At 60.8% G+C, this 22,584-nt stretch carries 25 protein-coding genes; 12 read left to right on the top strand and 13 right to left on the bottom strand.

All coding sequences use genetic code 11. From position 1 onward, the window contains the following. Positions 1-117: 117 nt before the first annotated feature. Positions 118-840 (top strand): dienelactone hydrolase family protein, encoded by a 723-nt coding sequence (locus tag LYSCAS_RS11060; RefSeq protein ID WP_213434095.1) that lies wholly within the window; start codon positions 118-120, stop codon positions 838-840. A gap of 79 nt (positions 841-919) precedes the next feature. Beyond that, complete coding sequence (locus LYSCAS_RS11055) at positions 920-1,420, top strand: GNAT family N-acetyltransferase (protein ID WP_213434094.1); 501 nt, start codon at positions 920-922, stop codon at positions 1,418-1,420. An 11-nt stretch (positions 1,421-1,431) separates the two neighbouring features. Here the strand turns inward: LYSCAS_RS11055 and LYSCAS_RS11050 are convergent, their stop codons facing one another. After that, positions 1,432-2,886: a S41 family peptidase gene (locus tag LYSCAS_RS11050; RefSeq protein WP_213434093.1), complete on the bottom strand. Its 1,455-nt coding sequence runs from the start codon at positions 2,884-2,886 to the stop codon at positions 1,432-1,434. Positions 2,887-3,107: 221 nt separating this feature from the next. On the opposite strand from LYSCAS_RS11050, the gene LYSCAS_RS11045 reads away from it, so the two are divergent. After that, positions 3,108-4,103, top strand: coding sequence for a YybH family protein (locus tag LYSCAS_RS11045; protein WP_213434092.1), 996 nt, complete (start codon positions 3,108-3,110; stop codon positions 4,101-4,103). Positions 4,104-4,151: 48 nt separating this feature from the next. Here LYSCAS_RS11045 and LYSCAS_RS11040 read toward each other — a convergent pair whose 3' ends face one another. After that, positions 4,152-4,991 carry an AraC family transcriptional regulator gene (locus LYSCAS_RS11040; RefSeq protein ID WP_213434091.1) on the bottom strand — a complete coding sequence of 280 codons (840 nt, stop codon included), beginning with the start codon at positions 4,989-4,991 and terminating at the stop codon, positions 4,152-4,154. Positions 4,992-5,061: 70 nt separating this feature from the next. Here LYSCAS_RS11040 and LYSCAS_RS11035 point away from each other — a divergent pair, with 70 nt between their 5' ends. From LYSCAS_RS11035 to LYSCAS_RS11020, 4 genes are read left to right on the top strand one after another with little or no spacing between them, the layout of a single operon-like run. Continuing rightward, positions 5,062-5,415, top strand: coding sequence for a cupin domain-containing protein (locus LYSCAS_RS11035; protein ID WP_213434090.1), 354 nt, complete (start codon positions 5,062-5,064; stop codon positions 5,413-5,415). A 48-nt stretch (positions 5,416-5,463) separates the two neighbouring features. After that, positions 5,464-7,008, top strand: coding sequence for an NAD-dependent succinate-semialdehyde dehydrogenase (locus LYSCAS_RS11030; protein WP_213434089.1), 1,545 nt, complete (start codon positions 5,464-5,466; stop codon positions 7,006-7,008). Between the two features lie 15 nt (positions 7,009-7,023). Beyond that, a complete protein-coding gene (locus LYSCAS_RS11025; RefSeq protein ID WP_213434088.1) occupies positions 7,024-7,854 on the top strand; it encodes an alpha/beta fold hydrolase in 831 nt (276 codons plus the stop codon). Next, positions 7,817-8,398: a DUF2867 domain-containing protein gene (locus LYSCAS_RS11020; protein WP_213434087.1), complete on the top strand. Its 582-nt coding sequence runs from the start codon at positions 7,817-7,819 to the stop codon at positions 8,396-8,398. The genes LYSCAS_RS11025 and LYSCAS_RS11020 overlap by 38 nt, the downstream gene beginning before the upstream one ends. 751 nt (positions 8,399-9,149) lie before the next feature. Here the strand turns inward: LYSCAS_RS11020 and LYSCAS_RS11015 are convergent. From LYSCAS_RS11015 to LYSCAS_RS10990, 6 genes are all read right to left on the bottom strand, one after another. Further along, positions 9,150-10,154: a glycosyltransferase family 2 protein gene (locus LYSCAS_RS11015; protein ID WP_213434086.1), complete on the bottom strand. Its 1,005-nt coding sequence runs from the start codon at positions 10,152-10,154 to the stop codon at positions 9,150-9,152. 11 nt (positions 10,155-10,165) lie between these two features. Further along, the gene (locus LYSCAS_RS11010; protein ID WP_213434085.1) at positions 10,166-10,372 is read right to left on the bottom strand and encodes a hypothetical protein; all 207 of its coding nucleotides are present in this window, start codon (positions 10,370-10,372) and stop codon (positions 10,166-10,168) included. Positions 10,373-10,388: 16 nt separating this feature from the next. Then, positions 10,389-10,724 carry a PH domain-containing protein gene (locus LYSCAS_RS16170; RefSeq protein ID WP_407075185.1) on the bottom strand — a complete coding sequence of 112 codons (336 nt, stop codon included), beginning with the start codon at positions 10,722-10,724 and terminating at the stop codon, positions 10,389-10,391. Between the two features lie 433 nt (positions 10,725-11,157). Beyond that, positions 11,158-11,517 carry a helix-turn-helix domain-containing protein gene (locus LYSCAS_RS11000; protein WP_213434083.1) on the bottom strand — a complete coding sequence of 120 codons (360 nt, stop codon included), beginning with the start codon at positions 11,515-11,517 and terminating at the stop codon, positions 11,158-11,160. 147 nt (positions 11,518-11,664) lie between these two features. After that, complete coding sequence (locus LYSCAS_RS10995; protein ID WP_213434082.1) at positions 11,665-11,937, bottom strand: hypothetical protein; 273 nt, start codon at positions 11,935-11,937, stop codon at positions 11,665-11,667. A gap of 12 nt (positions 11,938-11,949) precedes the next feature. After that, entirely contained in the window at positions 11,950-13,590 is a 1,641-nt protein-coding gene (locus tag LYSCAS_RS10990) for a S8 family serine peptidase (protein WP_213434081.1), read from the bottom strand. A 417-nt stretch (positions 13,591-14,007) separates the two neighbouring features. On the opposite strand from LYSCAS_RS10990, the gene LYSCAS_RS10985 reads away from it, so the two are divergent. Then, entirely contained in the window at positions 14,008-14,274 is a 267-nt protein-coding gene (locus tag LYSCAS_RS10985) for a hypothetical protein (RefSeq protein ID WP_213434080.1), read from the top strand. A 76-nt stretch (positions 14,275-14,350) separates the two neighbouring features. Here the strand turns inward: LYSCAS_RS10985 and LYSCAS_RS10980 are convergent, their stop codons facing one another. Then, complete coding sequence (locus LYSCAS_RS10980) at positions 14,351-14,800, bottom strand: hypothetical protein (protein ID WP_213434079.1); 450 nt, start codon at positions 14,798-14,800, stop codon at positions 14,351-14,353. A gap of 239 nt (positions 14,801-15,039) precedes the next feature. Between LYSCAS_RS10980 and LYSCAS_RS10975 the strand changes: the two genes are divergently transcribed. Together LYSCAS_RS10975 and LYSCAS_RS16165 are read left to right on the top strand one after the other, a co-directional pair. Next, positions 15,040-15,585: a YczE/YyaS/YitT family protein gene (locus LYSCAS_RS10975; RefSeq protein WP_213434078.1), complete on the top strand. Its 546-nt coding sequence runs from the start codon at positions 15,040-15,042 to the stop codon at positions 15,583-15,585. Between the two features lie 96 nt (positions 15,586-15,681). Then, positions 15,682-15,915, top strand: a complete 234-nt coding sequence (locus tag LYSCAS_RS16165; protein ID WP_407075142.1) for a transposase — start codon at positions 15,682-15,684, stop codon at positions 15,913-15,915. Between the two features lie 441 nt (positions 15,916-16,356). Here the strand turns inward: LYSCAS_RS16165 and LYSCAS_RS10965 are convergent, their stop codons facing one another. Then, on the bottom strand, positions 16,357-16,650 hold the full coding sequence (locus LYSCAS_RS10965; protein ID WP_213434076.1) for a DUF4258 domain-containing protein: 294 nt from the start codon (positions 16,648-16,650) through the stop codon (positions 16,357-16,359). A 708-nt stretch (positions 16,651-17,358) separates the two neighbouring features. On the opposite strand from LYSCAS_RS10965, the gene LYSCAS_RS10960 reads away from it, so the two are divergent. Both LYSCAS_RS10960 and LYSCAS_RS10955 read left to right on the top strand, forming a co-directional pair. Beyond that, positions 17,359-19,914 (top strand): hypothetical protein, encoded by a 2,556-nt coding sequence (locus LYSCAS_RS10960; protein ID WP_213434075.1) that lies wholly within the window; start codon positions 17,359-17,361, stop codon positions 19,912-19,914. Further along, on the top strand, positions 19,892-21,334 hold the full coding sequence (locus tag LYSCAS_RS10955; RefSeq protein WP_213434074.1) for a hypothetical protein: 1,443 nt from the start codon (positions 19,892-19,894) through the stop codon (positions 21,332-21,334). Before LYSCAS_RS10960 ends, LYSCAS_RS10955 begins: the two co-directional genes overlap by 23 nt. Positions 21,335-21,487: 153 nt before the next feature. On the opposite strand, the gene LYSCAS_RS10950 is transcribed toward LYSCAS_RS10955, so the two are convergent. The 3 genes from LYSCAS_RS10950 to LYSCAS_RS16160 all read right to left on the bottom strand — a co-directional run bounded on the left by LYSCAS_RS10950 (position 21,488) and on the right by LYSCAS_RS16160 (position 22,537). Continuing rightward, on the bottom strand, positions 21,488-21,640 hold the full coding sequence (locus LYSCAS_RS10950; protein WP_213434073.1) for a hypothetical protein: 153 nt from the start codon (positions 21,638-21,640) through the stop codon (positions 21,488-21,490). Positions 21,641-21,788: 148 nt separating this feature from the next. Further along, a complete protein-coding gene (locus tag LYSCAS_RS10945; RefSeq protein ID WP_213434072.1) occupies positions 21,789-22,217 on the bottom strand; it encodes a hypothetical protein in 429 nt (142 codons plus the stop codon). After that, positions 22,208-22,537 (bottom strand): HGGxSTG domain-containing protein, encoded by a 330-nt coding sequence (locus LYSCAS_RS16160; protein WP_407075141.1) that lies wholly within the window; start codon positions 22,535-22,537, stop codon positions 22,208-22,210. Before LYSCAS_RS16160 ends, LYSCAS_RS10945 begins: the two co-directional genes overlap by 10 nt. Positions 22,538-22,584: the final 47 nt, after the last annotated feature.

The raw sequence follows: 22,584 nt of genomic DNA, 5'->3' as shown, positions 1-22,584 counted from the left end.
CACGCGCAACGGTTGGAGGCCGGGTCCAATCGAGCTTCTCCAGCGGATCAGATTGGTCATGCCTTCCTGCATGGTTCCGACGAAACTCTCAAAGTCCGCATCTGCAATCCTAATCACATGATTGAATGCTTCCGCGAATATCGTTGCGCCGAAGGGCGCAACTACGAAGCTTTTGTTTCAAGCCCGCAGGAGGTTGCAGCACCCACCGTGCTCTTGTTGCACCACTGGGCCGGCCAGACTTCGGACACTCACGACATTGCTAGGGCACTGAGCGCGATCGGCTTCACGGTCGTCGCGCTGGACGTCTATGGATCGGGGCTGCGTGGGACGAGCCCCGACCAATGTCTCGCCCTCATGGCACCGCTTATGCAGCACCGGCACGTTCTTGCCGATCGGTTGAGGGCCGGACTCTCATTCGCAAGGTCGCAGCCTGAAGTCGACGAAACCCGCATGGTCGCGCTTGGTCATTGCTTCGGCGGTCTCTGCGCGCTCGACATCGCCAGGTTGAACCTGGGCGTGAAAGGCGTCATCTCGGTTCATGGCGTCTTGACGCCGCCCGAAGCCGGCGCAACGTGCGAAACGATTGGAGCCCGCGTCCTCGTGCTTCACGGGGACCGTGACCCAATGGCACCTCGCGCTGAAGAACTGGCCTTCAGGGAAGAAATGACCGTCCGCAGCGCTGAGTGGGAAGTGCAGATCTTCGGGCATGCAATGCACGCGTTCACATGGCCCGGCGCCGACTTGCCAGACCAAGGTCTCCAATTCCACCCCATGGCCGCTGCGCGTAGCCAGAAGGCAATAGCTCAATTCTTGCAGGAATGCATCGGATCGCCGGCATGACCCACCGGGGTGGATGGGTTGCCGCATGCATACAACACCTCCAACTGATTCACTGCGCCCTGCAAACCGGATTAGGCGCATGAAGACACTTACCACTCCTCGACTGCGGCTGCGCCAAGCGCTGGCCGAGGACGCTCACTTTCTCAACAGGCTCATGAACGAGCAGGGATACCTTACCAACGTCGGGGATCGCAACGTGCGCTCTCCCGGCGACGCCGCTACCTACGTCGCAACAGCCGCGATATACGACTATGTCAATGGCCTCGGATTCAACATCGTCGAAACTCGATCAGATGCGGTACCTCTAGGCATTTGCGGACTGGTCGCGCGAGGTGCCCCGGGCATTGTCGAAATCGGCTACGCCTTCCTAAATGAAGTAGCCGGACAAGGGTTCGCAACGGAAGCAGCCACGGCGACGGCACTGCATGCCCTCAATGAACTTCGCGTCACTGAGTTGCACGGAATCACAGGCGAAACCAACTTCCGGTCTCGTCGCGTCCTGGAAAGGTTGGGGATGATGCTGATCGACACCAGTTCGGATGGGGAATGCACGTACGGAATGCGCGCTTCTACTAGGTAGACTGGAAGACGCTAATTCCGAGCACCCCACCGGTTGGCCACCCACGAGCGCACGGCAGCGATATCTGAAATGTCGCCGTCGAACTTGAAGGTCGGGATAAACGGGCCAAGCACCATCTGCTCCGCGGGCGCGTAGGCCTGAAGAGTGGAAAACGTTGACAATCCACTCGGCATCATCACGTCGCGCACCTCGGTGTAACGGGTCGCTGCGTCGGTTTCTTGTCCGATCTGAACAGCACCCAATCGTCTGAAGTCAGCCACCATGGCCAAGCATGCGCTGAAGCAGCGTGCATCGGTCAGCACCAAAATTCTAGCGGGATCCATCGCGGCGCGCCCCGCTCTAACAACTTGTCCGGTGCCTCCGCCACAATGCGTAGAGCGGGTCAATGCTCGCCCTTCCCGCTGGGCTTCATCCGCTTGCACAATCAACGCATCCAACAGTTTTGCGACATCCGGGCCCCGCGCACTTCCGAACGTCTCCCGATACATGCGCAACGTCGCAACGTTAGCGTCCGAAACGCGCCAAACGCTTTCGCAGGCGTCATCGGGCGAACCCAAGTTCGCCATGACGTAGTTGCGGCCCAGGAGCAACTGTGCCATGCGACGTCCATAGGCCGACGACCCACCACCATTTCCGCGCAGGTCGATGACCATCACGTCGGCCAGCCTTACGCTCGTGTGGAAGGCTTCCAGGGCAGATAGAACGGTTTCCGCCCGCGGTCCAAGGTCCTGCAGCGAGATCCAGACACCCGCTTCGAACCTGGCAACACCGAATCCGGCCTGCCCCGTTCCAATCGCGCGTTCCAATCGCGGCCAGAGATCTTCCCGCTTCACGGGCCGCCAAGCCAGGTCGACCACCCGGGTTTCGTTGCGGTACTGGAACACACATCGCTGTGGGCGTTGCCACGCGCCAAACCCTTCATCCACGAGCAGCCACGGCGCAGCCTGTTGCTGTTGCGCAGGGACTTGCCAGTTGACGCGATAGGTTCCAAGGATTGCGCGGCCCAACGCGTCCGCCGATGTGCCGTCACAAGAGACCAGCCGCGCATTGATCAGAGATTGGCCTCCACCGGCGTCCTCGTCGACGACCACCCACGAATTCCTGCGCATCGCAACGATGAAGCCCGGCCACAGCGGCCTTGCCTTTACGAAGCTGGGCCGCGATCGGACGTGTCGATCGCCCATGGCGTTAGCAAATTCAGCCAAGACCGCCTGGTAGCCACCGAAATCCTCGACTAGTCGCGATTTTCTGCTGGCAACAGCGTGGGCGCGCGACAACGCACTCATGAACCTGGTGTCGCCGAGTTCCGCAAGAGCGGCCGGGTGGTTGTCCGACAGCAGCACGTAGGCCGCCTCGACATCGTGCTCGGCGACCGTTCGCCAATATTCCGAAGAATACGTTTCCGCGCTGGTCGTGTTAATGACCAGCGCGGTCATGCACAGACAGAAGGTGCCCAGTCGCTTCATTTCGTTCGCTCTTCCCTAGGTGACTCCGGGAAGACACATTCAAATCACCCCTGGTTGCACGCAACTCGCTCAATTGGACTCGCGCTGCGTCGACTCGATTGGTTCTTCTCAGGACATTGGCACAATTACTTTACGCATTGCATTACCCACCGGGTGTTCTTGGCATGCGATGCGCAGCTACAGGCACCAAATTGCACGCGCCAGTATCGAAGGATCACTGAATGACCATGCGAATTGGACTTGGCTTGCTCTCAGCTCTCTCCGTCTTCATTGCCGTGGCGTCCTCCGCTGCTCCGCGCGACGAAGATGAAGCGATGATCCGCGCCATCGACGCCTCATGGTCGCAAGCACTGCACCAAAAAGATCTGAATGGGGTGATGGAGAACTACTCAACGGATGCCGTCTTCTTGACGGCCGACCAACCCCTTATCCGAGGCCACGATGCCATCCGAGCGTGGTTCGCAAAGCGGTTCGCGACACCGGGCTACTCGGCGACCTTTGCGCCCACCCACATCGTCGTCGCCCGCAGCGGGGAGATCGCCTATGAACTTGGCTCGTTCCGGGTGGAGTCGTTGGGTGCGGACAATCAGACGATGGTTCGTATAGGCAAACACTTGGTCGCCTGGAAGAAGGACGGCAACGTCTGGCGCGTTGCCGCCGAGAGCATCAACGTTGATGGTCCTGCCGTTTCGGCTAAGGAAGCCGCCGCGGTTGGGGAGCGTCACTCGGCAGCAGCGTCTTCAGAAAGGTCCATAACTGCAATGCATGTCGCGTTCTTCACCGGCGAGTGGCAAGGCACGGGGAAATTTGCCGACGGGCGAACAATTACTGCCAGGGTGAACGCGCATCCAGCTAACTCCAATGGAGCATTGATCTACGTCCATGATGACGAGCCACCTAGCCGCTTCCATTCGACGGCGTTATGGGCTGCACGCGATGGCTCCACTCTCTCGACCGAAGCGAATAGCTCGGGCGGATTTCGCGTCTTTGTGGCGACCGAGGTGACGGATACGCGAATCGCGTTCATATCGAGAGGGCAACTGAGCCAACTTCTCAACGCCATGCCCAACTCAGCAAACAAGCAGGAACGAGTCACGTACGAGATCACATCGCCGAACTCCTACAAAATGACATTCGAAGCGAAGGTTGCCGGTGGCCCGTGGCGCTTGGTTGACTCCATCGACTTCAAGCGCCGTCGAAGTCCACTGCTGCCGTGAAGGCAACGACCGCCCAGAAGTCCGACGGCCGCTAGGGAGTCGATCTGCCTATCGAATCATCTGTCGTTGCCACGCACCCGGGGTCACGCCAAAACTGCCCTTGAAACGGCGCACAAGGTGGCTTTGGTCAGAAAAGCCAACCCTTGCCGCAACATCGGCCATGGGGACACCACGTGCCAGTAGACCCTTTGCAGCTTGCAAACGCCTCGAATTGAGCTGAACGTGCGGTGGAACGCCAAATACCTGCGAAAACGCCCTTGTCAGATGGACGCGCGACACCTGAGCAACATGGGCTAGGTCGTCGACAGTGACGTTTTCCGCGTAATGCGTATCCAGATACTCGCGCACCGCCGCAAGCCACTTTGCCGAAGATTGCTCGTGCACCGTCTTAGGTGCGTGGCCTGCGTGCCTGGCGAAAACATCCAGGACCGACTCGCACAGCAGTGACTCGCCGCGCAATGATTCGGTGTCTTGTGTCAATGCACGTACTGATCGCATCAACGCGCCAGAACCTGCCGGGTCGTGGATCAAAGCGCTGTGGAACAAGACGTGCTGGCTTTGCGCGCCGCTTTGTTTCAACCATGAGTCAATCAGCGATTCCGGCAGGTAGAGCATCGCGTATCGGAAGCCACTGGCATCTTCGCCGTGGCCGTCATGCGCTTCATCAGGCCGAAATACGATCAGGTCCCCATGGTGGCTGGTGGTAGTCGCGCCGCGACAACGGAAAGTCTGATTGCCAGCCAAAGTGACGCCGAGACACCAACCTTCGTGGCTATGCCGCTCGAAGGTGTGCCGCACGAAATGGGCACGCAGGAGTTCGACTCCCGATACCGGCGTTGCTTGCATGACGGCCCAGTCCGCGGCCGATTCGTGAGTTCCGGTGGCCATGTTCCAATCGTCCAAGACAGCCGATAGCGACAGGGAGGAAGCTACAGCTTCTTCAATACTGCACACTCAAATGAACGCGGCAATCAACCTGAATTCAAAGCTGAATAGCTTCGACGAATATTATGCGCCACGAACGGTCGCGACGTTCAACGACATGGACATTATGGTCGTGAAAGCCTGTGGCGAATTGAACTGGCATGTCCACGAAGACACGGATGATTTCTTCCTGGTGCTCCGAGGCCACCTCCGGCTCGAGACGGAACACGGCAACGTCGAGCTCGGCCCCGGCGACATGTACGTCGTTCCGAAAGGGGTGAGGCATCGCCCGGTTGCCGAGCAGGAATGCCACATCTTGCTCATCGAACCAACCGGCACCCCCAATACGGGCGATGCGTCGACGGCAGCGTCGCGCAAGGTCATTTGAGCGGGCACGAACTTGGCGAGCGTCGAGTACGCCGGAGGAAATCTGAGCATGAGTGACTTTGCGACCGTCGTTGGCATCTCCAGGGGCTACATCCATGATGGGGGCGGCCTTCCGGAACCGTTCGCCGGACTTGCCGTCGCAGGGCCCATCGTTGCCGGCGAGCACACTTTTGGGGGCCAGCCCAGGCTGATCCTGGACCCCGCGACAGGGGGCAAGCTGGCAGCGGTTTGTGACTCGAACGACCAAGCGATCGACAAAGCTGTGCACGCAGCAAATCGAGCGTTTGCTAGCTGGCGGTGGTCGACATCCCGGCATAAGTTTGAAGTGCTTTCATGTTGGGCAGCCGCGCTTCGCCAGCATGAGCTGGCACTCGCTCGGCTGATCACCCTTGAGCAGGGGAAACCGATCGCAGAGTCGATGGGAGAAGTGAACTACGCGGCGACATACCTTGAATGGTATGCCCACGAGGCAATGCGACCCCATGGCGAAACGATGCCATCGCACAAGAGCAACAGCGAACTTTGCGTCAGGAGCGAGCCGGTGGGGGTCGTCGCCGCCATCACTCCCTGGAACTTTCCATTGGCCATGCCTGCCAGAAAAGCGGCCGCGGCGCTTGCCGCTGGATGCCCCGTCCTGCTGATTCCTTCGGTACGCACACCGCTATCGTCGCTTGCGTTTGCTGCGCTGGGGCATCAGGCAGGTCTCGACGCATCACTACTGCAGGTGTTGCCAGGCGACGGCGCGTACGTCGTCCCGCGGGTGCTGGGGCATGCCGACGTGCGGGCCGTGACCTTCACGGGGTCGACGCGCGTGGGTCGCATTGTCAACAACCTGGCCACCCAGCACATGCAACGAGTGTCGCTGGAACTTGGCGGCCATGCGCCCTTCATCGTGTTCCCCGACTGCGACGTGGATGAGGCCGTGGCTGCCTGCGTGATCGCCAAGTTCACCACGGGTGGACAGGATTGCCTTGCAGCAAACCGCATCTACCTGCATGACGATATCGCCTCGCGCTTTCGTGAAAGGTTCGTCGCGCGCGTCGGGGCGCTCAAGGTCGGCCACGGCCTGGATCCCGGCGTGCAAATCGGACCCATGACGCTGCGGACCGGCGTAGACCATTGCCTCGCGCAAGTTGGCGATGCTACGAAAAAAATGGCACGCATCCTGGTAGGCGGATCGGACCTGACAAATCTTGGCGAGAACTTCATGGCGCCAACCGTTCTCGACGGAGTCCGGGGCGACATGGTGATCGATCAACAGGAGACCTTTGGCCCGATCGCGCCGTTGCAGACCTTCAACTGCACCCAGGATGTCCTCCGGCGCGCCAACCAAAACAACTACGGACTGGCGGCCTATGTGTTCACTGAGAGCGCGCACACCCAGGCATTGGCCGAAAGCGCGCTCGAGTACGGGATGGTGGCCATCAACACAGCGAGCTTTACCGGTGCTCCGATCCCGTTCGGGGGTTTCAAGGACTCCGGAGTAGGCAAGGAGGGCGGCGTCCGCGGGCTGGAGGAGTTCCTTCGCTTCAAGTACACGTGCCGATACCACAAGGGACTGGATGCGCATCGGTCGGCGCTGGGCGCAACGTAAGGCGGAGCGGATCACATGACCGAAGGATTGATCACGGTCCGGGACGGGAGCTCGATCTTCCATCGGGACGTCGGCTCGGGACCCGCCGTAGTCATGGTGCCTGCCTGGTCCATGACCGCCGACGCCTTTTCCCATCAGGTGGGGCATCTGGGCCAAAATTATCGCGTCATTGCATTGGATCCGCGAGGGCAAGGGCGCTCCTCCACGACGCTGGAGGGCAACGACTACGTGACCCATGCGCACGACCTGCACGATGTCGTCCAGCACCTTGGGCTCACGCGCTTTGCCCTGGTTGGCTGGTCCAACGGCGCGCTCGCTGCGGCCCACTACGTCGACATCTACGGGGTCGACCTGCTTTGGGCGCTCGTGGACATCGACATGCCGGCACTGGCGGTGCCGAAAGCACCCGGCGATTGGGCGGAAGTGCCGTGCCTCGATGCGTTCCAAGGCTTTCTCGGGCCTTTGACGGTAGATCCCGAGGCGTTCCGGCGCCAGATGGTGCGCTTCTTCGTCGAGCGCGACCTGTCCGATGAAGAGGAACGATGGCTGCTGGCACAAATGCATTCGCAACCCCCCTTCGTGGGTCGCTTGTTGCTGTCCGACATTCTTTTCTACGACTTCGCCGAGATGCTTTCGCGCGTCAGCGTCGCGACTCCCACGCTCGTGGCAGTCAAGTCGGCATGGGCACGGGATGCCGAGGACTGGGTACGTCGAACGTGTCCCGATGCGGAATTTGCGGCGTTCAACGGTGGACACATGTTCTTCTGGGAAGATCCCGAGCCGTTCAACGCCGTGCTGAAGCATTTTCTTGACGACGCCATTCAACGCATTGCCCATTATGCATGACGCGAACCGCATCTCCCCGGTCGACATTCCAACCGAGTCGCAAATCCGCGGCTTCTACAAGTCGGTGGACCTAGCCGATGCTTACGCGATCACCCTTCCCGATCACGCATCGCGCAACCCGGAAGTGCTCGCTCGTCTCCTTTTCGCGCAGCCGCCGCCGTCGATGCAGTGGCTCCTGAGGCTGCGGGACGTGCTGGTCAGGCCTTTCGGGATCAAGACAGCGACGCACCTTCAAGCTTCAAGCACGTCGAAGCCAGACCAGCGCATCGGCGTCTTCAGGATTTATTACTCGAGATCGAGCGAAATCATCCTTGGCGAAGACGACAAGCACCTGGACTTTCGACTGTCGGTACTTTGTCGACCGGTCGACGGCCCAGCCGAAGACGCGCACCAGGTAGTCGTGTCGACCGTAGTGACGTGCCACAACACACTTGGGCATTCGTACATTGCGCTCATCGCACCGTTCCATCGCATTGTCGTCCGGGCGAGCATGCGGCGGGCAGCGCGCCGCGGGTGGTCCGCCCCGTCATCGCGCGCGCCCTAACCCCACGCGGCCAGTCCTCGCATATTCGACCCCCAGATCGACGCCGCGCCACACCTTCGGCTGCAGCCGACAGGGCGTGAGGCCAGGTTCCTCCTGAATTGTTGCGCCTGAGCAACACCATCGCGACAAGCTCGTGGATATGTGTTGCGGGGGGCGTCTGGACGCGCGCGATCAGCGGATAACGTTTTGGGAGCGCCCGGTTCCTCCTCGGGGTTGCGATTCGCTGGCGGTCACACATGATGTTGCGCGCACCATCCGCACCCAGATGTATCGCGTTCTGCCCCGAATAGACTGCCGACCCCGAGCATTCCCAACATAAGTAGCGCCGCGCTCCACGTCCTCATCGACCTACTCTCGCGTTGATGTTTGTGGAGATCGTGCGGGACGCTGGGCGCTACGCCATCTGACGTCGGTCATTAATTGGTATCCCACCTCGAACAGTCACCGAAGCGATAGGCTTGATCAGCTACCCTTGGTCGAGCGCGAACGTCATCGGGCGCATCATGTTTGCCATCTAGTCGCTGGAAGGAGTCGCGTCGTTTGTGCCGGCGCCTGAGTCGATGCCGCGCGTGCCGCTCATGAAAAGCCGCGCCAGGCTGGGCTTCTTTAGTTGGCCGCAGGCGGCCATCCTGGTTTGTTCTGTGAATGCCTCAACGCGGGGACCAGATTCGTCAGACGACTAATTGGTCATCGCCAACCTGCTGAGTCGAAAAACTGGATGCACCGCACCTGCTGAATACCGGCGCTGGCCTCAGCGGTCGGGGCGCGCGGCGTTTCGACGATTTCGTTTGAACAGTCGGCCCAAGATGCCGTTCTCTTCCTCGACCCGTGACGCTTCGAGGCGCTCGCGCACGGCGTTGAGTTCGCGGCACGCCCGCAAAGTGAAGTCATCGAGTGAGGCGAGCACATCGATTTTCGACAGGGCTGCATAACGAAGATCGTCACCGCTACCGCTGATGCCCGGAGCGCTGGTCGACACTCCGGGAGTCGGGAGTTCAGGCTTCAACGAATAGCGAAGCGCCATCTCGACGAGTTCGCTGCCGTCGAGGCGATATCCCGTCGAACGAAGACGTTCGGCCATCATGTCCCAATGGAAACCCTCCGTCGGATGGCGGCCCGGTGTGATGGAAAGCGTATGGCTGCCAATCAGCGCCTTCCGCACGATCTGCTCGCTGCTCCGGATGGGGATATGCGCAAGGGGCAGGTCGATCGCCACGCCTACCGCGTCCGATGGGGAAACAAGCGCATGGTTGCCTGGGGCAACCGTGCACTGCCGCGCCACAGCTTGTGGGATGACAACCTTGTAATATTGATCCGGCTCGCTATCCCGCTGCACGAATCTGGCGTGCATCGGTGCGTCCGCCGGCACGTCTAAAGCCGGCACATAAGTTCGCCATGGAATCAGGCCGTACTGGTTCTCTTGAAGCTGCTCCTTCAACCGGTCCCAAGAGAAATCCGGCGGCGGCAGAAGATATTCGTCAGCATCCAAAGGCACGATGAAGTCGAATTTACCTGAAGCTGCCGCTTCCCGCACCAGCGCGCCGATGGTCTCGACCTGCGTTTGATAAAGGTGCTCCGCTCGCTGCACGGAGATGGGCAGCCCTTCCGACTGGAGTGCTGCAAGAATGGTCGGCGTCGAATCGCTGCTGCCGTGGTCAACGATGCAAATGTGGTCGAAGTGGCGAAGATTCAGGCGAACAAACGTCTCAATGATGTCGCATTCATTGCGGACCATCGATACGGCAGCGGCGGGCATGCGGTCATGGCTCATACCGAGGCGCGTTGCTTGCCTTCTACAGTGGAAGCAGTAACAGTAAACGCAGCGTCCAGGCGTTGGCTGATCCAGAAGCCAAAGGCAAGAATCCCGACAGCCAGGACTAACCAGATGTCGGCTGAATTCCGCAATCGGGCATGGAGTGAAGTCCAATTTGCGAACGCCCCGACCGCAATGACGAACGCCACGGCAAGATCCATGCTCCCTAGTGCAACCTCACTCACGATGGGAGCTGACAAGCTGTGCGATAGTGGTTAAGACTTTGACCGGTTCGACCACTCCCACTAGTACGTCGAACTTTCCAGAAGTTCGAATCAATATCGCGTTTCGCGTCAGTCCTCGTGCGACGAATAGTCGTCGGTGTCCGCCCCGAGACGAAAACCATCCCAGTCCGAATCCCGGCAGTGCAATCCCGTTTTGTCGCCAAGCCAAGCTGGTCCCGGATTGGTCCTGGGACGTGCCGATAATGTCGGAAACGGGAATGGAACGCCGATACAACCCAGAGCCCACGACTAGGCGATCGTCGTAGACCTTGATCACGGCAGTCGCCATGTGGAGGAATACAAAGCCCCCTACGACACACACAACAGACAATGCGATAAGGCGCGGCTGACCATGAAGTGACGCACTCAAAAGAAAAACTGCACCAAATATGCCGATGAGCGAAACGCAGGATCGAATATTCCACGCATCGACCCTGGCAACCAAGACTTCGGTAGATCTCACAATGGCAGGCTCCGTCCACGCGCCGGCACCACGGCCACGCATCGAGTTCAGAGTGATCGTCCCGTCGGTTAGAAATGTGGCCAATTCTGACCACCAAAAGCCAAACCAATCTTCCGAAAATGGCGAGACACTGTCGCGATCGTGGGCACCACTCGCAGCCGCCCTGCGGCAGTGAATACTACTGACGCCGATGAACCCCATTCCCAGCCATGTGGCAACCCCTTATGCCGCGCATTGCGGCCACGGGCGACTCTGCTACTCAGCTTGAAAGCAACTCAACTACACGAACAACGGTCTCTCGGCGGCGCCCTCCTACACGACGCAGCGCTGCCAAGACGCGACCTTCTAGCTCGTCGTGCGCATAGTCATTGAGCACGACCGCTTCGTCGAACGTTCCATCAATTGGACTGGGTGGCCCGCGACCCGTCGCCAGCCATTCGAAACAAACCCGTGTTTCGCTGGCGATTTGGGACAAGTGCGAGACGCTAGGCGTTGTACCAGCCGATCGCTCCCATTGCGTTACGGCGCTGCGTTGGACGCCCAAACGTCTGGCCAACTCGGTTTGAGTGAGCGTAGCCTTGGTTCGAGCGTGGCGGATACGAACAAAGATGGGCACCATACGAGCACCCTCGAGCTATGACCTTCCCTCGAACGCGTCGGGACGCAGGCAGCAGCCACCTTCCGTCCAACTTGACAACGGAGTTCACCCAGCCACTGGATTTCACTGATCGCCAGGGCCGGGGAGCCAAGTTCCCCGGCCACATCGTTACAGTTCCGGGGGGCCGAAAGGCTCAATTCGGGGGTCCGAAAATATGCCTACCTCCAGATCGTCGCCCGCTCCAAGATCGCGAAGCGCACTTTCGATTCGCGCGCGGGCCGATTCCTCAACTCTCACGGTATAGAGCCCCGAAGCGGAATCAATCGGCACGATGCCATACGCGGCATCAATGTCGTCGTCCGACAAGCCCAGTGCGTCGCGAACCGCTTCCAACCTGGGTGGGATCCTATCCTCACGCAACTGGACGAGCACTTTCGGCATCACCATCTCTCCTTAACTTTTTCCGCAACCGCAATCCTTCTCGCCACTACGTGTACCGGTATGCATCGCGGCCTCCACACCCGCCTCGAAGCCAGCACGATACGCCAGTTCCACCGCGTCCTCGTCACCACCCAGCATCGGCGCATCGCTGCCGGCAAATTGCTGAAAGCCGAGTTCGTTCTCCATGGAAGTGGGCCCGCGATCAATGGGGCGTGGCGGCTCGATCTCGCGGGGTGGCCACGGTTGGCCGTTCCTGCATAGCCATGGGTAGCGTTTGCAAATGTCGAATCGATCCTGGCAAATGCGCGGATACAGGTCGCAAATCGTCGGCACGCGAAATCGTCCGGCGAGCTTGCATCCACCAACGACGCCGTACCCAGTTTCGAAGTCGAATCCGCCGGCGCCTAAGTCTTCGGCTGTGGTGGCGATGAGGTTGCGGATCGCTGCAGGATGGGTCGACGGTGTCCCTGCGCTGTAAGGACGACGTGACCGAACGGCGGCGACGACGCCTGCGACGACCGGACAAGCGGCGGACGTCCCCCCATCCGCGGCATAGACGCCTGATCCCCGGAAATGCGTAAAGCCGCAGATGTCGGGCTTCTGGCGCGTCAAGCGTCCGGGCCCAATTGTGGAGTAACCGACCCGCGCCTTCGTGGTGTCCACGCCCGCCACGCACAGGACGGCAGGATGTCCATTCGCGCCATAGATGGCATTCGTCGTGATGCCGCGGCATCGACCGTCCGGACAATCCCGGCCGCAGTTTCCCGCGGCGAACAGGATATCGGCACCCGCCCGCTCGAGGTCGCCAACGATTCGATTGAATGGATGGTTCGGATTGTCGCTGTAGTTGCCAGGATCCCCGACCGGAAGATCCCAGGAGGGATGGAACATGCCCCAACTGTTGTTGACCACAAGCGATCGAGAGTCCCCCGGCCGGCGCGGCGCAAGCATGAAGGCGAGCAGATGCCGGTATGCGCGCAAAGCGTCCGACAGCACCCCGCTCATGATGGTGGGCCCGCTGGCCGTCGACTGCAGCACCGCGATATCCAGAAGGGTGCAGTTCGGCGCCGCGATGCAGACATCGTATGCGCACATGGTTCCGTGACTCACGGGCAAGCTTCCTGGGACAAGCCCCGGCCTCGGCACCCAACTATTCGCTGCGTCGAACGAGGGATTTTTGCCGTGCGCGTTGAGGTACGCGATGTTCACGCCCGTATCCACGATGGCGACGTTAACACCCTGCCCGGTCATTTTCGCCAGGCGCATCTTTGGCACGCACAGTAGCCGTTCGACATCGGCGTCGGTCCCGACGGGCCCGGCGCCTGGGCAGACGATCTGTGGCGCAATTTCGGGGTCGGAAAAGACCTCCACCACGTTCGGTGCCTTGCGTACCTCGTCGATTCGGCTCTCCTCGACAACAGCGCGAACGACGTACGTTGAGTTCTCGGGCTCCGTTTCCAAATCGAACATGTTGATCGCGTTCGGCGTATCGACTTCGGCCGGCATCGGCACCGGCGCAAATGTCGGGTCGAACTGGATCCCTGGCAGCCCGGGAACCGAAGTTGCATCGAATCCCAGCACCTGCCCGTCGAATGCCTGCGCGGCAACGCTCGCCTCATAGCGCAGCTCGACCATCACGCGTACTTCCGCCATTTCGCACCTCCCAAATTTGGATGCGATCAAGCGAACGATGTACTTTTTTTCGAACGGCCAGCGCTAAGCGCGCAATTTTCTGGAAGAATCACTTACACACGTAATCATGCCCTTGCACAGCCTCATCCTGCTCCGTGCAGAAAGTCTTAGCCGCCATATCGTCGTTAGACTCAATCACGGGGTAGTTCCGCTATCGGGTGGAACAGCCACTCTTGCCGTGCGCGATTGATCGTGAGGATGGCAAGCGTTTAAGCATCCGCACACCTCGTCCATGGTGGCGAGCCGGGCCAGCTGTGAGGCCGTCTCCTTAGCGGTAGCCATGTGACCATGGGTACACCGGGAATAATTCCTAGGCCGCTGCGACCGGTTATTACGTTGGTCTCTAAGCCGTGCTTTGCGGCGTAAGTGGTGACGTCCATGAACGAACCAGAATTGGACCCGCAAGCGGTCTCGGATCGCTTGAGCGATCTCCTGGCATCCAACCAAGCCATAGCCACAGCGCTTGCCGTGCTGTTTGCACACAACGCTGACAAGAGGACGCTGCTCGACGCGTTCAATCACTACTTGCCGACCGCTGTTAGGCAGCAACTATCCAGCGCCAAAAGCGGGAAAAATACCAAGCAGTTGATCGATGCACTTACGAGCGCCGCGACGAAGGGGCACTACGTGCATCCAAGGCGTTGAGGTGTTCGCCAAAGGTGTCCGCCACTGCATTTCTAACTCTGAACTAGCTGGGGGAGCGACGTAGCGTCGGCTTAAATCAATCGTTTGGCTTCAACGGCTTAAGATCCTTGCGCATTTCTTCGTCGAAATCCTTCAACCGCTGAAGCCCCTTAGAGACTTCCTCCTTTGCCCCTGGATCGCAAGGTTGAGCAGCGGCGAAGCGTATTGCTGCCATTGTCATCGCTTTGACGTATTCAACAGCCTCCAGCGGGTTCTTGGCCATGCCTTGCAACAATACATACCCCTCAAACTCGTTTTGCGTTGTGCTTAGACGCTGTTCGTAAATGTCTCGAGCAGATTGCTCGAGAAACTGGCACTTCCACTCAAGCGCGAAACCAAGCAGCGCGTCGGAATAAATCTTCTGAACCGGTTCTGCGGCGTAGGCCAAGTAGGTGGGCGTATCGGGATTTCCTGCAAACGCCTGGGTGCTGAATGGTGGCGCGGCAATGAGGACGAGTGCAAAGACAAGCGATTTGTACATGGTCATTCAGAGTTCCTCCAAAGTCGCTGGGATGCACTCTGCTTTGGACTTGATGCTGCCCGCAGAACCAATTGTCGCGATTACGAGCGCGGCCAATTTCGGCATAGCCGCGAACTCGCCTGAAGGAGGCCACGGCAGACCGGCTTGCAGGGGAACTGGCTTATTAACGCAGCCAAGTGCTCAGGGGTCAGCTCACGGGGCCATGGTTCTGCGTGAAAGCGCGACTCGTCCAGATACTGGCGCGCATGAACTCCAAGACCTCCCCCCTCGGACTGGCTAATCTCGGCCCCCTCGCCCAACTGCGGGCCGACCGCTTTCCCGAGCGCCTCGTGCGTCTGCTGGCTGGCCTGTGGCTGTACGGCGTGTCCAACACGCTGTTGATGAAAAGCGCGCTCGGCGGCTCGCCGTGGGTCGTATTCCACCAAGGCGCGGCACAGCACCTGCCGCTGTCGCTCGGCGGGGTCATGGTCCTGGTCGCCGTGGCGGTGTTGCTGCTCGGGATTCCGCTGCGGCAGATGCCGGGCTGGGCACGATCGCCAACACGCTGCTGCTGGGGCCTTTCACCTGGCTTCAATCTTCGGATGTTTGATGCGCCCGAGTCTTTGCCATTCCGTTGCGTCTGCCTGGCAGGTGGAATGTTGGTCTGTGCGCTGGTCACTGCGCTCTATGTCGGTGCGCAACTCGGTCCCGGGCCCCGCGACGGTCTGATGACCGGATTCGCGCGCCGCACGGGCTGGTCGATCCAACGCGTGCGCACCGGCATCGAGATCGTAGTGCTCGCGATGGCGTAGTGCTGGGCGGAACCGTCGGCGTGGGCACTCTCGTGTTTGCGTTATGCGTGGGGCCGATCACGCAGTTCTTCATGCGTTACCTGGTGTTGCGCATGGATGCGCCGGCCGATAAGTGAAATAGACGCTCCAATGTCCACTTCGGGTCGAAAGCCGTCACTCGCCTCTTTTAGCCTGCTTGAGCGCGGCTTGGTCGGCACGTTCCATCACGTCGGCGAGCAGCACTTGCAGCGCTACGTCACCGAGCTCGACTTCCGCTGGAACACGCACCAGGATGGGCCACACCGATGCGGAACGCGCGCGCAGCTTGCGCTTAAGAGCATCAGCGGCTAGTTCCTGACGTACCGAGAGGAGTCAGATAAGAAAAGCCCCGCTAAGCGGGGCTTTTCAATTAGCCGCAGGCAGCCATCCGGGTTCGTTCTATGAACGCCTCAACGGGAGGGCTAGATTCGTCTGACGACTGAGCTTGCTTCATTTGGCTATCAAGCTCACTTACGATCTGATGGATCTCAGACCTAGCGAACCGCATAAGCAAGTCCCGAATCATTGGTTGATACGCAATGCCGTAATGGCCTGCGATTGTTTTGAGAGTGTCGATCAGCGGAATCGGCAGCCTAATAGACACCAACTTCATTGCTAGGTCTGAGTCGAGTTGAAGCGACTCACCCTCCGAGGCTACAGCGACAAACTCGTCACTACGCCCCAGTTCGCCGTTTTCCCACTTCTCGGTGATGGCGGGGTCCAAGTTGCGAGCGTTCATAGATATATCTCTCATCAAAAGTCCGTTGGCTTCCCATGCTTGCGGTAGATCGCAAGTTCCGTTTCGTCGGGCGGGTAACAAGTGCGCAGGAAATAATCTCCAGCGGGGACGTAACACACCTTCAACAGTCGTTCCCTGTTGGTAGGTGCAATAAACCAAAGCGTCTTCGGGTCGCTATGTTGCTCCCGGGTATCAATAAGAAGGTTGCCAGTTCGATTGGCGAAGCACTGGTGGACCTCGGGTTCGCCCACGTCGTGGAGGGCGGCGAGCTTGGCTCGGATCGTCTCCGAGATGATGATGCGCGGCATTGCCCGGGATGCCTCCATGGCGGGGTTGCGGATTGTATATACGCTGATCTTGTATATACAACCGTGACGGACGGCATGGTGAGGACCGGCCACCCGCCTCCCCCGCCGGCTCATCTATGGCTTCCGGGCGCGCTTTGGCGGGGCCTTAGCCTTCTTGGCGGGGTTGGCTGGGGGCGTGAAGGGGTCGGCGGGGTATTCAGCATCCGGACCGGAACCGCGTCATGGAGACTTGGAGCGTGTGAGGGCGACTTCTTAGCCGGTAGCCATGTGACTAGGGTACACCGGGAATTATTCTTGGGCCGTTGGCGCCGGTTTGAGCGTTGGTCCCTGTGCCGCGCGTTGCGGTTTATAGGGGGATCCCGTGGCGGCATGCATCGTTGCTTAGCGGCACCATGTTCAAGCAGCCCGAAAACCCCAAGCCGGATGACACCGTGACCTGCATCGGGTGCGCACTTGGATCTGTGCATACCGCAGTTCGTACCCCAGTCCGCGTTCGACACTCCGCGGCGCATTTCTTCCTTTGACCGCAATGTGTGGGGCCTGTGCCACGCTGGCGCGGCGAACACGGGACGCAGTTCTGGCGATCGGGAAGCCGAGACAGTGGCCGCTACCTCCCTGTGAAGCACCCTGGCCAACAAGGCCTAACCAAGCCCAGTGCAGGCGACGGGTAGACTCTGCCGAGACACGCAATTGTGACAGGAGCGACGGGTGAGTCGGGATCGGGATATCGAGCGCGCGATCCAGGACGGCGAACGCAATCAGCACGCCAAACGCCTGATCCACAATTGGTGCCGTCATGCTCGCGTCGAGAAGTTCGGCGGCACGGGGATGATCGAGATGCAGACCGGCCTGCCCATCGGACACCACGCCATGGCGTGCGATTTTGCGTCGGCCTCGGGTATGGCGACTTGGATGCTGGAAGAGTCTGCGGTGCGCTTCCATGACGCGAACTGCGTAGGCTGTCCGCATCGGGTGCCGGTCGCGCTGCCCAACCTCTCCATGCTGGTTGCGCAGCGCGACGCTGATCGTCAGGACGCGGAGACGCGTGCGGAAGACGCGCAACGCGTTAAGGAGACGGCGCTGCAGGCGCGGGCGGCCGCACGCGCCGAGTTGCGAGCGACTCTGCCGGTGCTTGCAAAAGCCTTCATGGACGATCTGGATCGGCTCGACGCCGAACGCAACGAGCAGGCGGCGACCCGCTTGATCGAGAGCGCCCGCCTAGCGCCAGAAATTCTCGTGCCGGCGCTCACCGAGTACCTGTTCTCGGTCTTGGAAGGCGACGACCACTGGCTGGAGGCGGCGGCGCTGACCGTCCTGGCCGACACTGCGGACCAGCGACGACTGGTGCGCTGCGCGATGAAGTGCCTACGCCAAGGGTATGCGCTCGAGCTCGCCGCGGCGACGGTGACGCAGCGACTGGACCTCGTTGATGCCGCCGACGTCCCCGAAGCGGTCATGGGCCTGGCGTACGTCGCGTCGCCGCCCCGCTCGGAGTTCGGGCGCCTGCACTACGACGACTGCGACCCCAATCCGCTGATGCAGGTGGCAGATCGGTTTCCGGAGGCTGTCGAACGGGGTCTGCTCGCCTTACTCACCCGCCGCGATCGCCTGCGCGTGGGCGTGACCAGCCGGGCGATGGGTATGCTCATCGCTCGGAACACCCGCTGGATCCGCCCCTTCCTGCGTCCGCTGGCGGCGCATCTATCCCGGCTGGACGTCCTGGTCGAGTTCGAGCGCGAGTCCGAGCTGCGCCAAATCGTCCACGACCTCCAGGTGGCGTTGGCCTACGCCTTTCTGGCCGGCCCCGACTTTGCCGATGACGAGCTGATGCGCCAGTTCGAGAGCGCCTCGGACGACGGCGAAGGCCGCGTGGCAGGCGTCTACGAACACGTGTTGCGCCATGCGGATCGCGATCGTGACGCGAAATCGGTGATCGACCCCGCTCACACACAAGCATTCGTCGTGGCGATCCGGCGACTGGCTGCGCTGTCGGTCACCTCCGACAACAACGAAGTCTCCCAGCATGTTTTGGGCGCGTTCCGACGTCAGAGTGGGGCGTTCGCCCCGGCCGCGAAAGTGGCGATGGACGCGCTGCTGGGCACGGCCGCGGTCCTGGATTCCAAGCTCCAGGCACCGGAGCAGGAGCCCAGCGTGCTGACGCCGCCCGATCCGTTGGCGGAAATGGTGAAGGCCAGCCGCCGTACGCGTCTATGGCACCTGCGCGCCGCGCTGCTTGAGGTGGCAATCCACGGCGCCCTCACCGATGCCGACGGGCTGGCGCGCTTTGAGGCGTTTCTGAGCCAGCGCGGCCTGCTCGGCGACACGTTCGAGGCGGCGGTCGTACGGGAGCTCGCGCCGCTGCTCGCGACAAGTACCGGACTGAATACGATGCTGCCCCATCTGTACAGCACCATGGTAGGGGCCTCAGTCGCCGGGCGCGCTGCGGCCGCCGACGCGCTCAAGGACATCGGCAGCCAGCGATTCTCCGATCTCCCGGACCTAGTCGCCGATAGCCTGGTCCTGATGTTGTTCGATCCCTACGTAATCGTGCACAAGGCGGCGGTGCAGGCGCTGGGGCGACTCCGGCTTCCGGCCCACTTCAACCCGTTGATTGCCGCCGCCCTAGATAACCTCATCGTCGCCTACCGCGGGGGAAACGACCCCGAGTTCCTGCTCGAGTGCATCGAAGCGAAGGTAACGACCTACCGCGGCGAGGGCCCACTGCCCAAGGCGCAAGGCCAAGTGCTGGTGGCCCTGGTCTCGGAGCTGGAGACCTCGGTGCTCTTGCGCAGCGGGCACCGCTACTTCCTCACACAGTTTCAGCACCTCGATGGCTGGGCGGCGTTAGTCCTGGGTTGGATCGGCCACTGCCGACAAGACTACGAACTCGAGCACGCACTGGAGCTGGTGGCGGATCTTCCCTTGGGCGCGTGCGCGCCCCATGTCCCGGCGATCTTGGAGGCTGTGGCAACGGACCCGAGCAACCCTCAGCTGTGCAGCACGTTTGTCGAACTGCTCACGCGTGACCGCGCCTGGCGGGGTGCGACCCAAGTAGCCGCGTTGCATGTGGCCGCTTTCCCCGACACTGTGCGCGAGCGCGCTCGCCGACTGCAGGCGCAGCAGCTCGAGCGCCGCGTCAGCTTCGAACACCTGATCAGCGAGGGAAAGCTGGACGAGGCCTTGGCGCTGGGCCAGGCATGGATGCAAGTCAACGAAGAGCTGGCGCAACTGTTCAAGAACGATGAAAAATTCCCTTTCTTCTGAGTCCTTGCTGCCACGACTGCAGGCCGTTGAGGCCTTGGCGGCGATCGCGCATGGGCAGTGGCCGCCCCACGATCTCAAAACGCTGGCCGTGGCCCTCGACGCGGTGTCTGCGGCCGTGTCGAGTGCGGCAGCCGCCACGGCGTACAACGCCTTCGGCGGCATCGTGCGTATCGTTGACATGCTCACGCATTGGCGCCGGGCCGTGCTCGAGGCCGAGCCAGACGCCGATAGGTATTTGCGCAGCGCCCGCGAGCGTTACCGACTCTGGTTGAACGACTACGACCAGAGCGATGCCGCGGCGCAGTTGCGTGCGGCTGTCGCAGGTCTGGCGACTCTGGAATCGATCGAACAGGTCGCCGACATCGCCCACGCGCTCACTGCGGTACCGCTGCCTGTCGGGATCTTTGCGCAGCCGGTGAAACCGGACTGGGCTGTCCAGTCGGAACTGGAGCGCAAAGAAGAACCATTGGTCGACCTGACCGTCGCGTTCTTGAAGTTCCAGTTCGATGGACAGCCGGCCGCGGAAGTGCACCAGCTAGCAGCCCGGGAAGTGCACGACCTGGAGATCGAAGTCCGCGTGTCGCGCTGGCCGCAAGACAAGCGCGAATTGCGGCTGACGCCTATCTCCGTAGAGCCGAAATCGACCTACGACTTCCCCAGCTTTCAGTTTCAAAAGCCCGACGGCGACGCGCCGTACACGATGCGGCAGAGCGGCCGCGCCGCGTTGCTGCTGCCTCAGGGCATGCACGCACGCCCCTTCGAGTTCAAATACACCGCCGAGTTCATCCCCGAGCGCGGGGATCAACCGGTGGCCGTCGTCGGCCACCGCACGCTGATTGTGGACGGTGCTGACGCGTCCAAGCTGCAGGTCTGCGGCTATCCAGGGTTGGACCAAGCACTGTACACACTGCGTGACGCGCTGCGTCGCCGCCCCGGCGTGCCCCAATCAGAAACGGCCGATGCACTGATAGTGCTCGCGGCGCTATGCAATCTGGCCGGCCGCGCGGTACAGGATGCCGAGTTTAAAGGACGATGGGATGAAGCGGCGTTTCAACGGCACGTGCGCGCAGAGTTGCGTCGCCAAACGGTGATCGGCGCGGATCTGGACGAGCACGCTCATGCCGCCGGTGGCATCACCGATCTGTCGTTGCACGGTATGCCGATCGAGCTAAAGGCCGTCGACACCCTTATCAGTTCAGTGGATCAGTGTGACCCCTTCCTCGCCCAAACCGCCAGCTATGCCGTCGCCAAGTCAAAGCGCACGGCCATCTTGTGCGTGCTCGACAGCAGCGAAAAGAAGACGGCGCCGGTGCCGCCCGAGACACTATTGGGCATCCGCACCCACGCCAAGGGCGCGGTGTCGATCTGCGTGCTGGTGATCCAGGGCCATTTGGCTCGGCCGAGCGCGTTGTCGCGTTAAGGACGCATCGGCTTAGTACTCACACGCCAAACGTCTGACGTTTCCAGACAGGCTTCAGCCGCCGGTGCGAGGACCCAATTAGCACGCCTCCCGTGCGGGCGAAATCGCTAGCAACGAAGGCGTCGCGTCGTCGTGAGCTCGGGCCGTCTTGGATCACCCCAAACCCTGCATCGTGGTGACCACGCGGCAGCACACGCTAACGAAGGCGATTCGCCATGCTTTTGCCGGTCCTTCATAGTGAAATAGGATCAGGATCAGCAATATCAAAACGCGAAGGTTAATCTTGCCTTCCAGGGTGAATTTCATCGCGGCGCTCCTCGAGAAGACGTGGCCAGCCTGAGGCTCTTGAAACGAGCGTCAACGGACTAGCGCCCCCAAGGAGCGGATTGGCTTTTACGCAATCGCGCAAGCGATTAGGACTCCTTTTCGCGTTGGTATGCCCGCGGCGCATGCGCTACTGGACCCGCCAAATGGGCGAGGCCATCAACATAGCCACCTCCATACGTAGGAGTGTCGTGGAAATGAATTCATGCTCTGGATCGCCATGTTCGAAAACCCAACGCACCATGTTCGCGTTGTACTCAAGCCAAACCAGCCAGAGATCCCCGTTTGTAAGGTTCGCTAACGAAGTCGATTCACCATCCGCATTGTGGAACTGCATTTTCGCCAGGAACAGTTCGAAATGCGCGACAGATGACTTCGGTTCCTTCGTATCACTGCGCACGGATTCACTTTGATGATCCACCTCAAAGAGCTCGTGACAACAGCCTAGTTCGATCTCCGCGTCGTGAAGAGCATCAAGCTCATGTGGCCATGATGAGCGAACAAGATTATTCGCTGTCCGCGCTCGATTAATGATCGAATCTCGCAGGATCACGTCCACTTCCTACCTCCTACTCGGTGACGCTTATCCCGCACTCGGGGCAGGTTCAATGCGACTCGCCGTTTCCCTTCAGTCGTCACGGGCCCGGTGGACAGGCCACCATGCCACTTGCACCGCCCTGTTCCATTGAGGCCGCCGCCACGACATGGCTTGCCGCTTTTGGTGAGTGCTCGACACCTGCCGTGATGATGCCGACAGCGCCTGTAACCGGGGACAGACAACCACCTGCAGGGGGTACCTTGGGTGGTCCGGGCCTGGCACGAACCTCCCACCCTTGGACCCTTCGAAGGTGGTCCCTTTCCGGCTTCTCGATCCCCCATTTCTCGCCACCTCCTCACCAGAGTCATTCGTGCGCGCGTGTAGGCAC

This window comes from Noviluteimonas caseinilytica, from assembly GCF_018406605.1.
Classification (GTDB): Bacteria; Pseudomonadota; Gammaproteobacteria; order Xanthomonadales; family Xanthomonadaceae; genus Noviluteimonas; species Noviluteimonas caseinilytica.
This window is presented reverse-complemented; position numbering and strand designations above follow the sequence as displayed.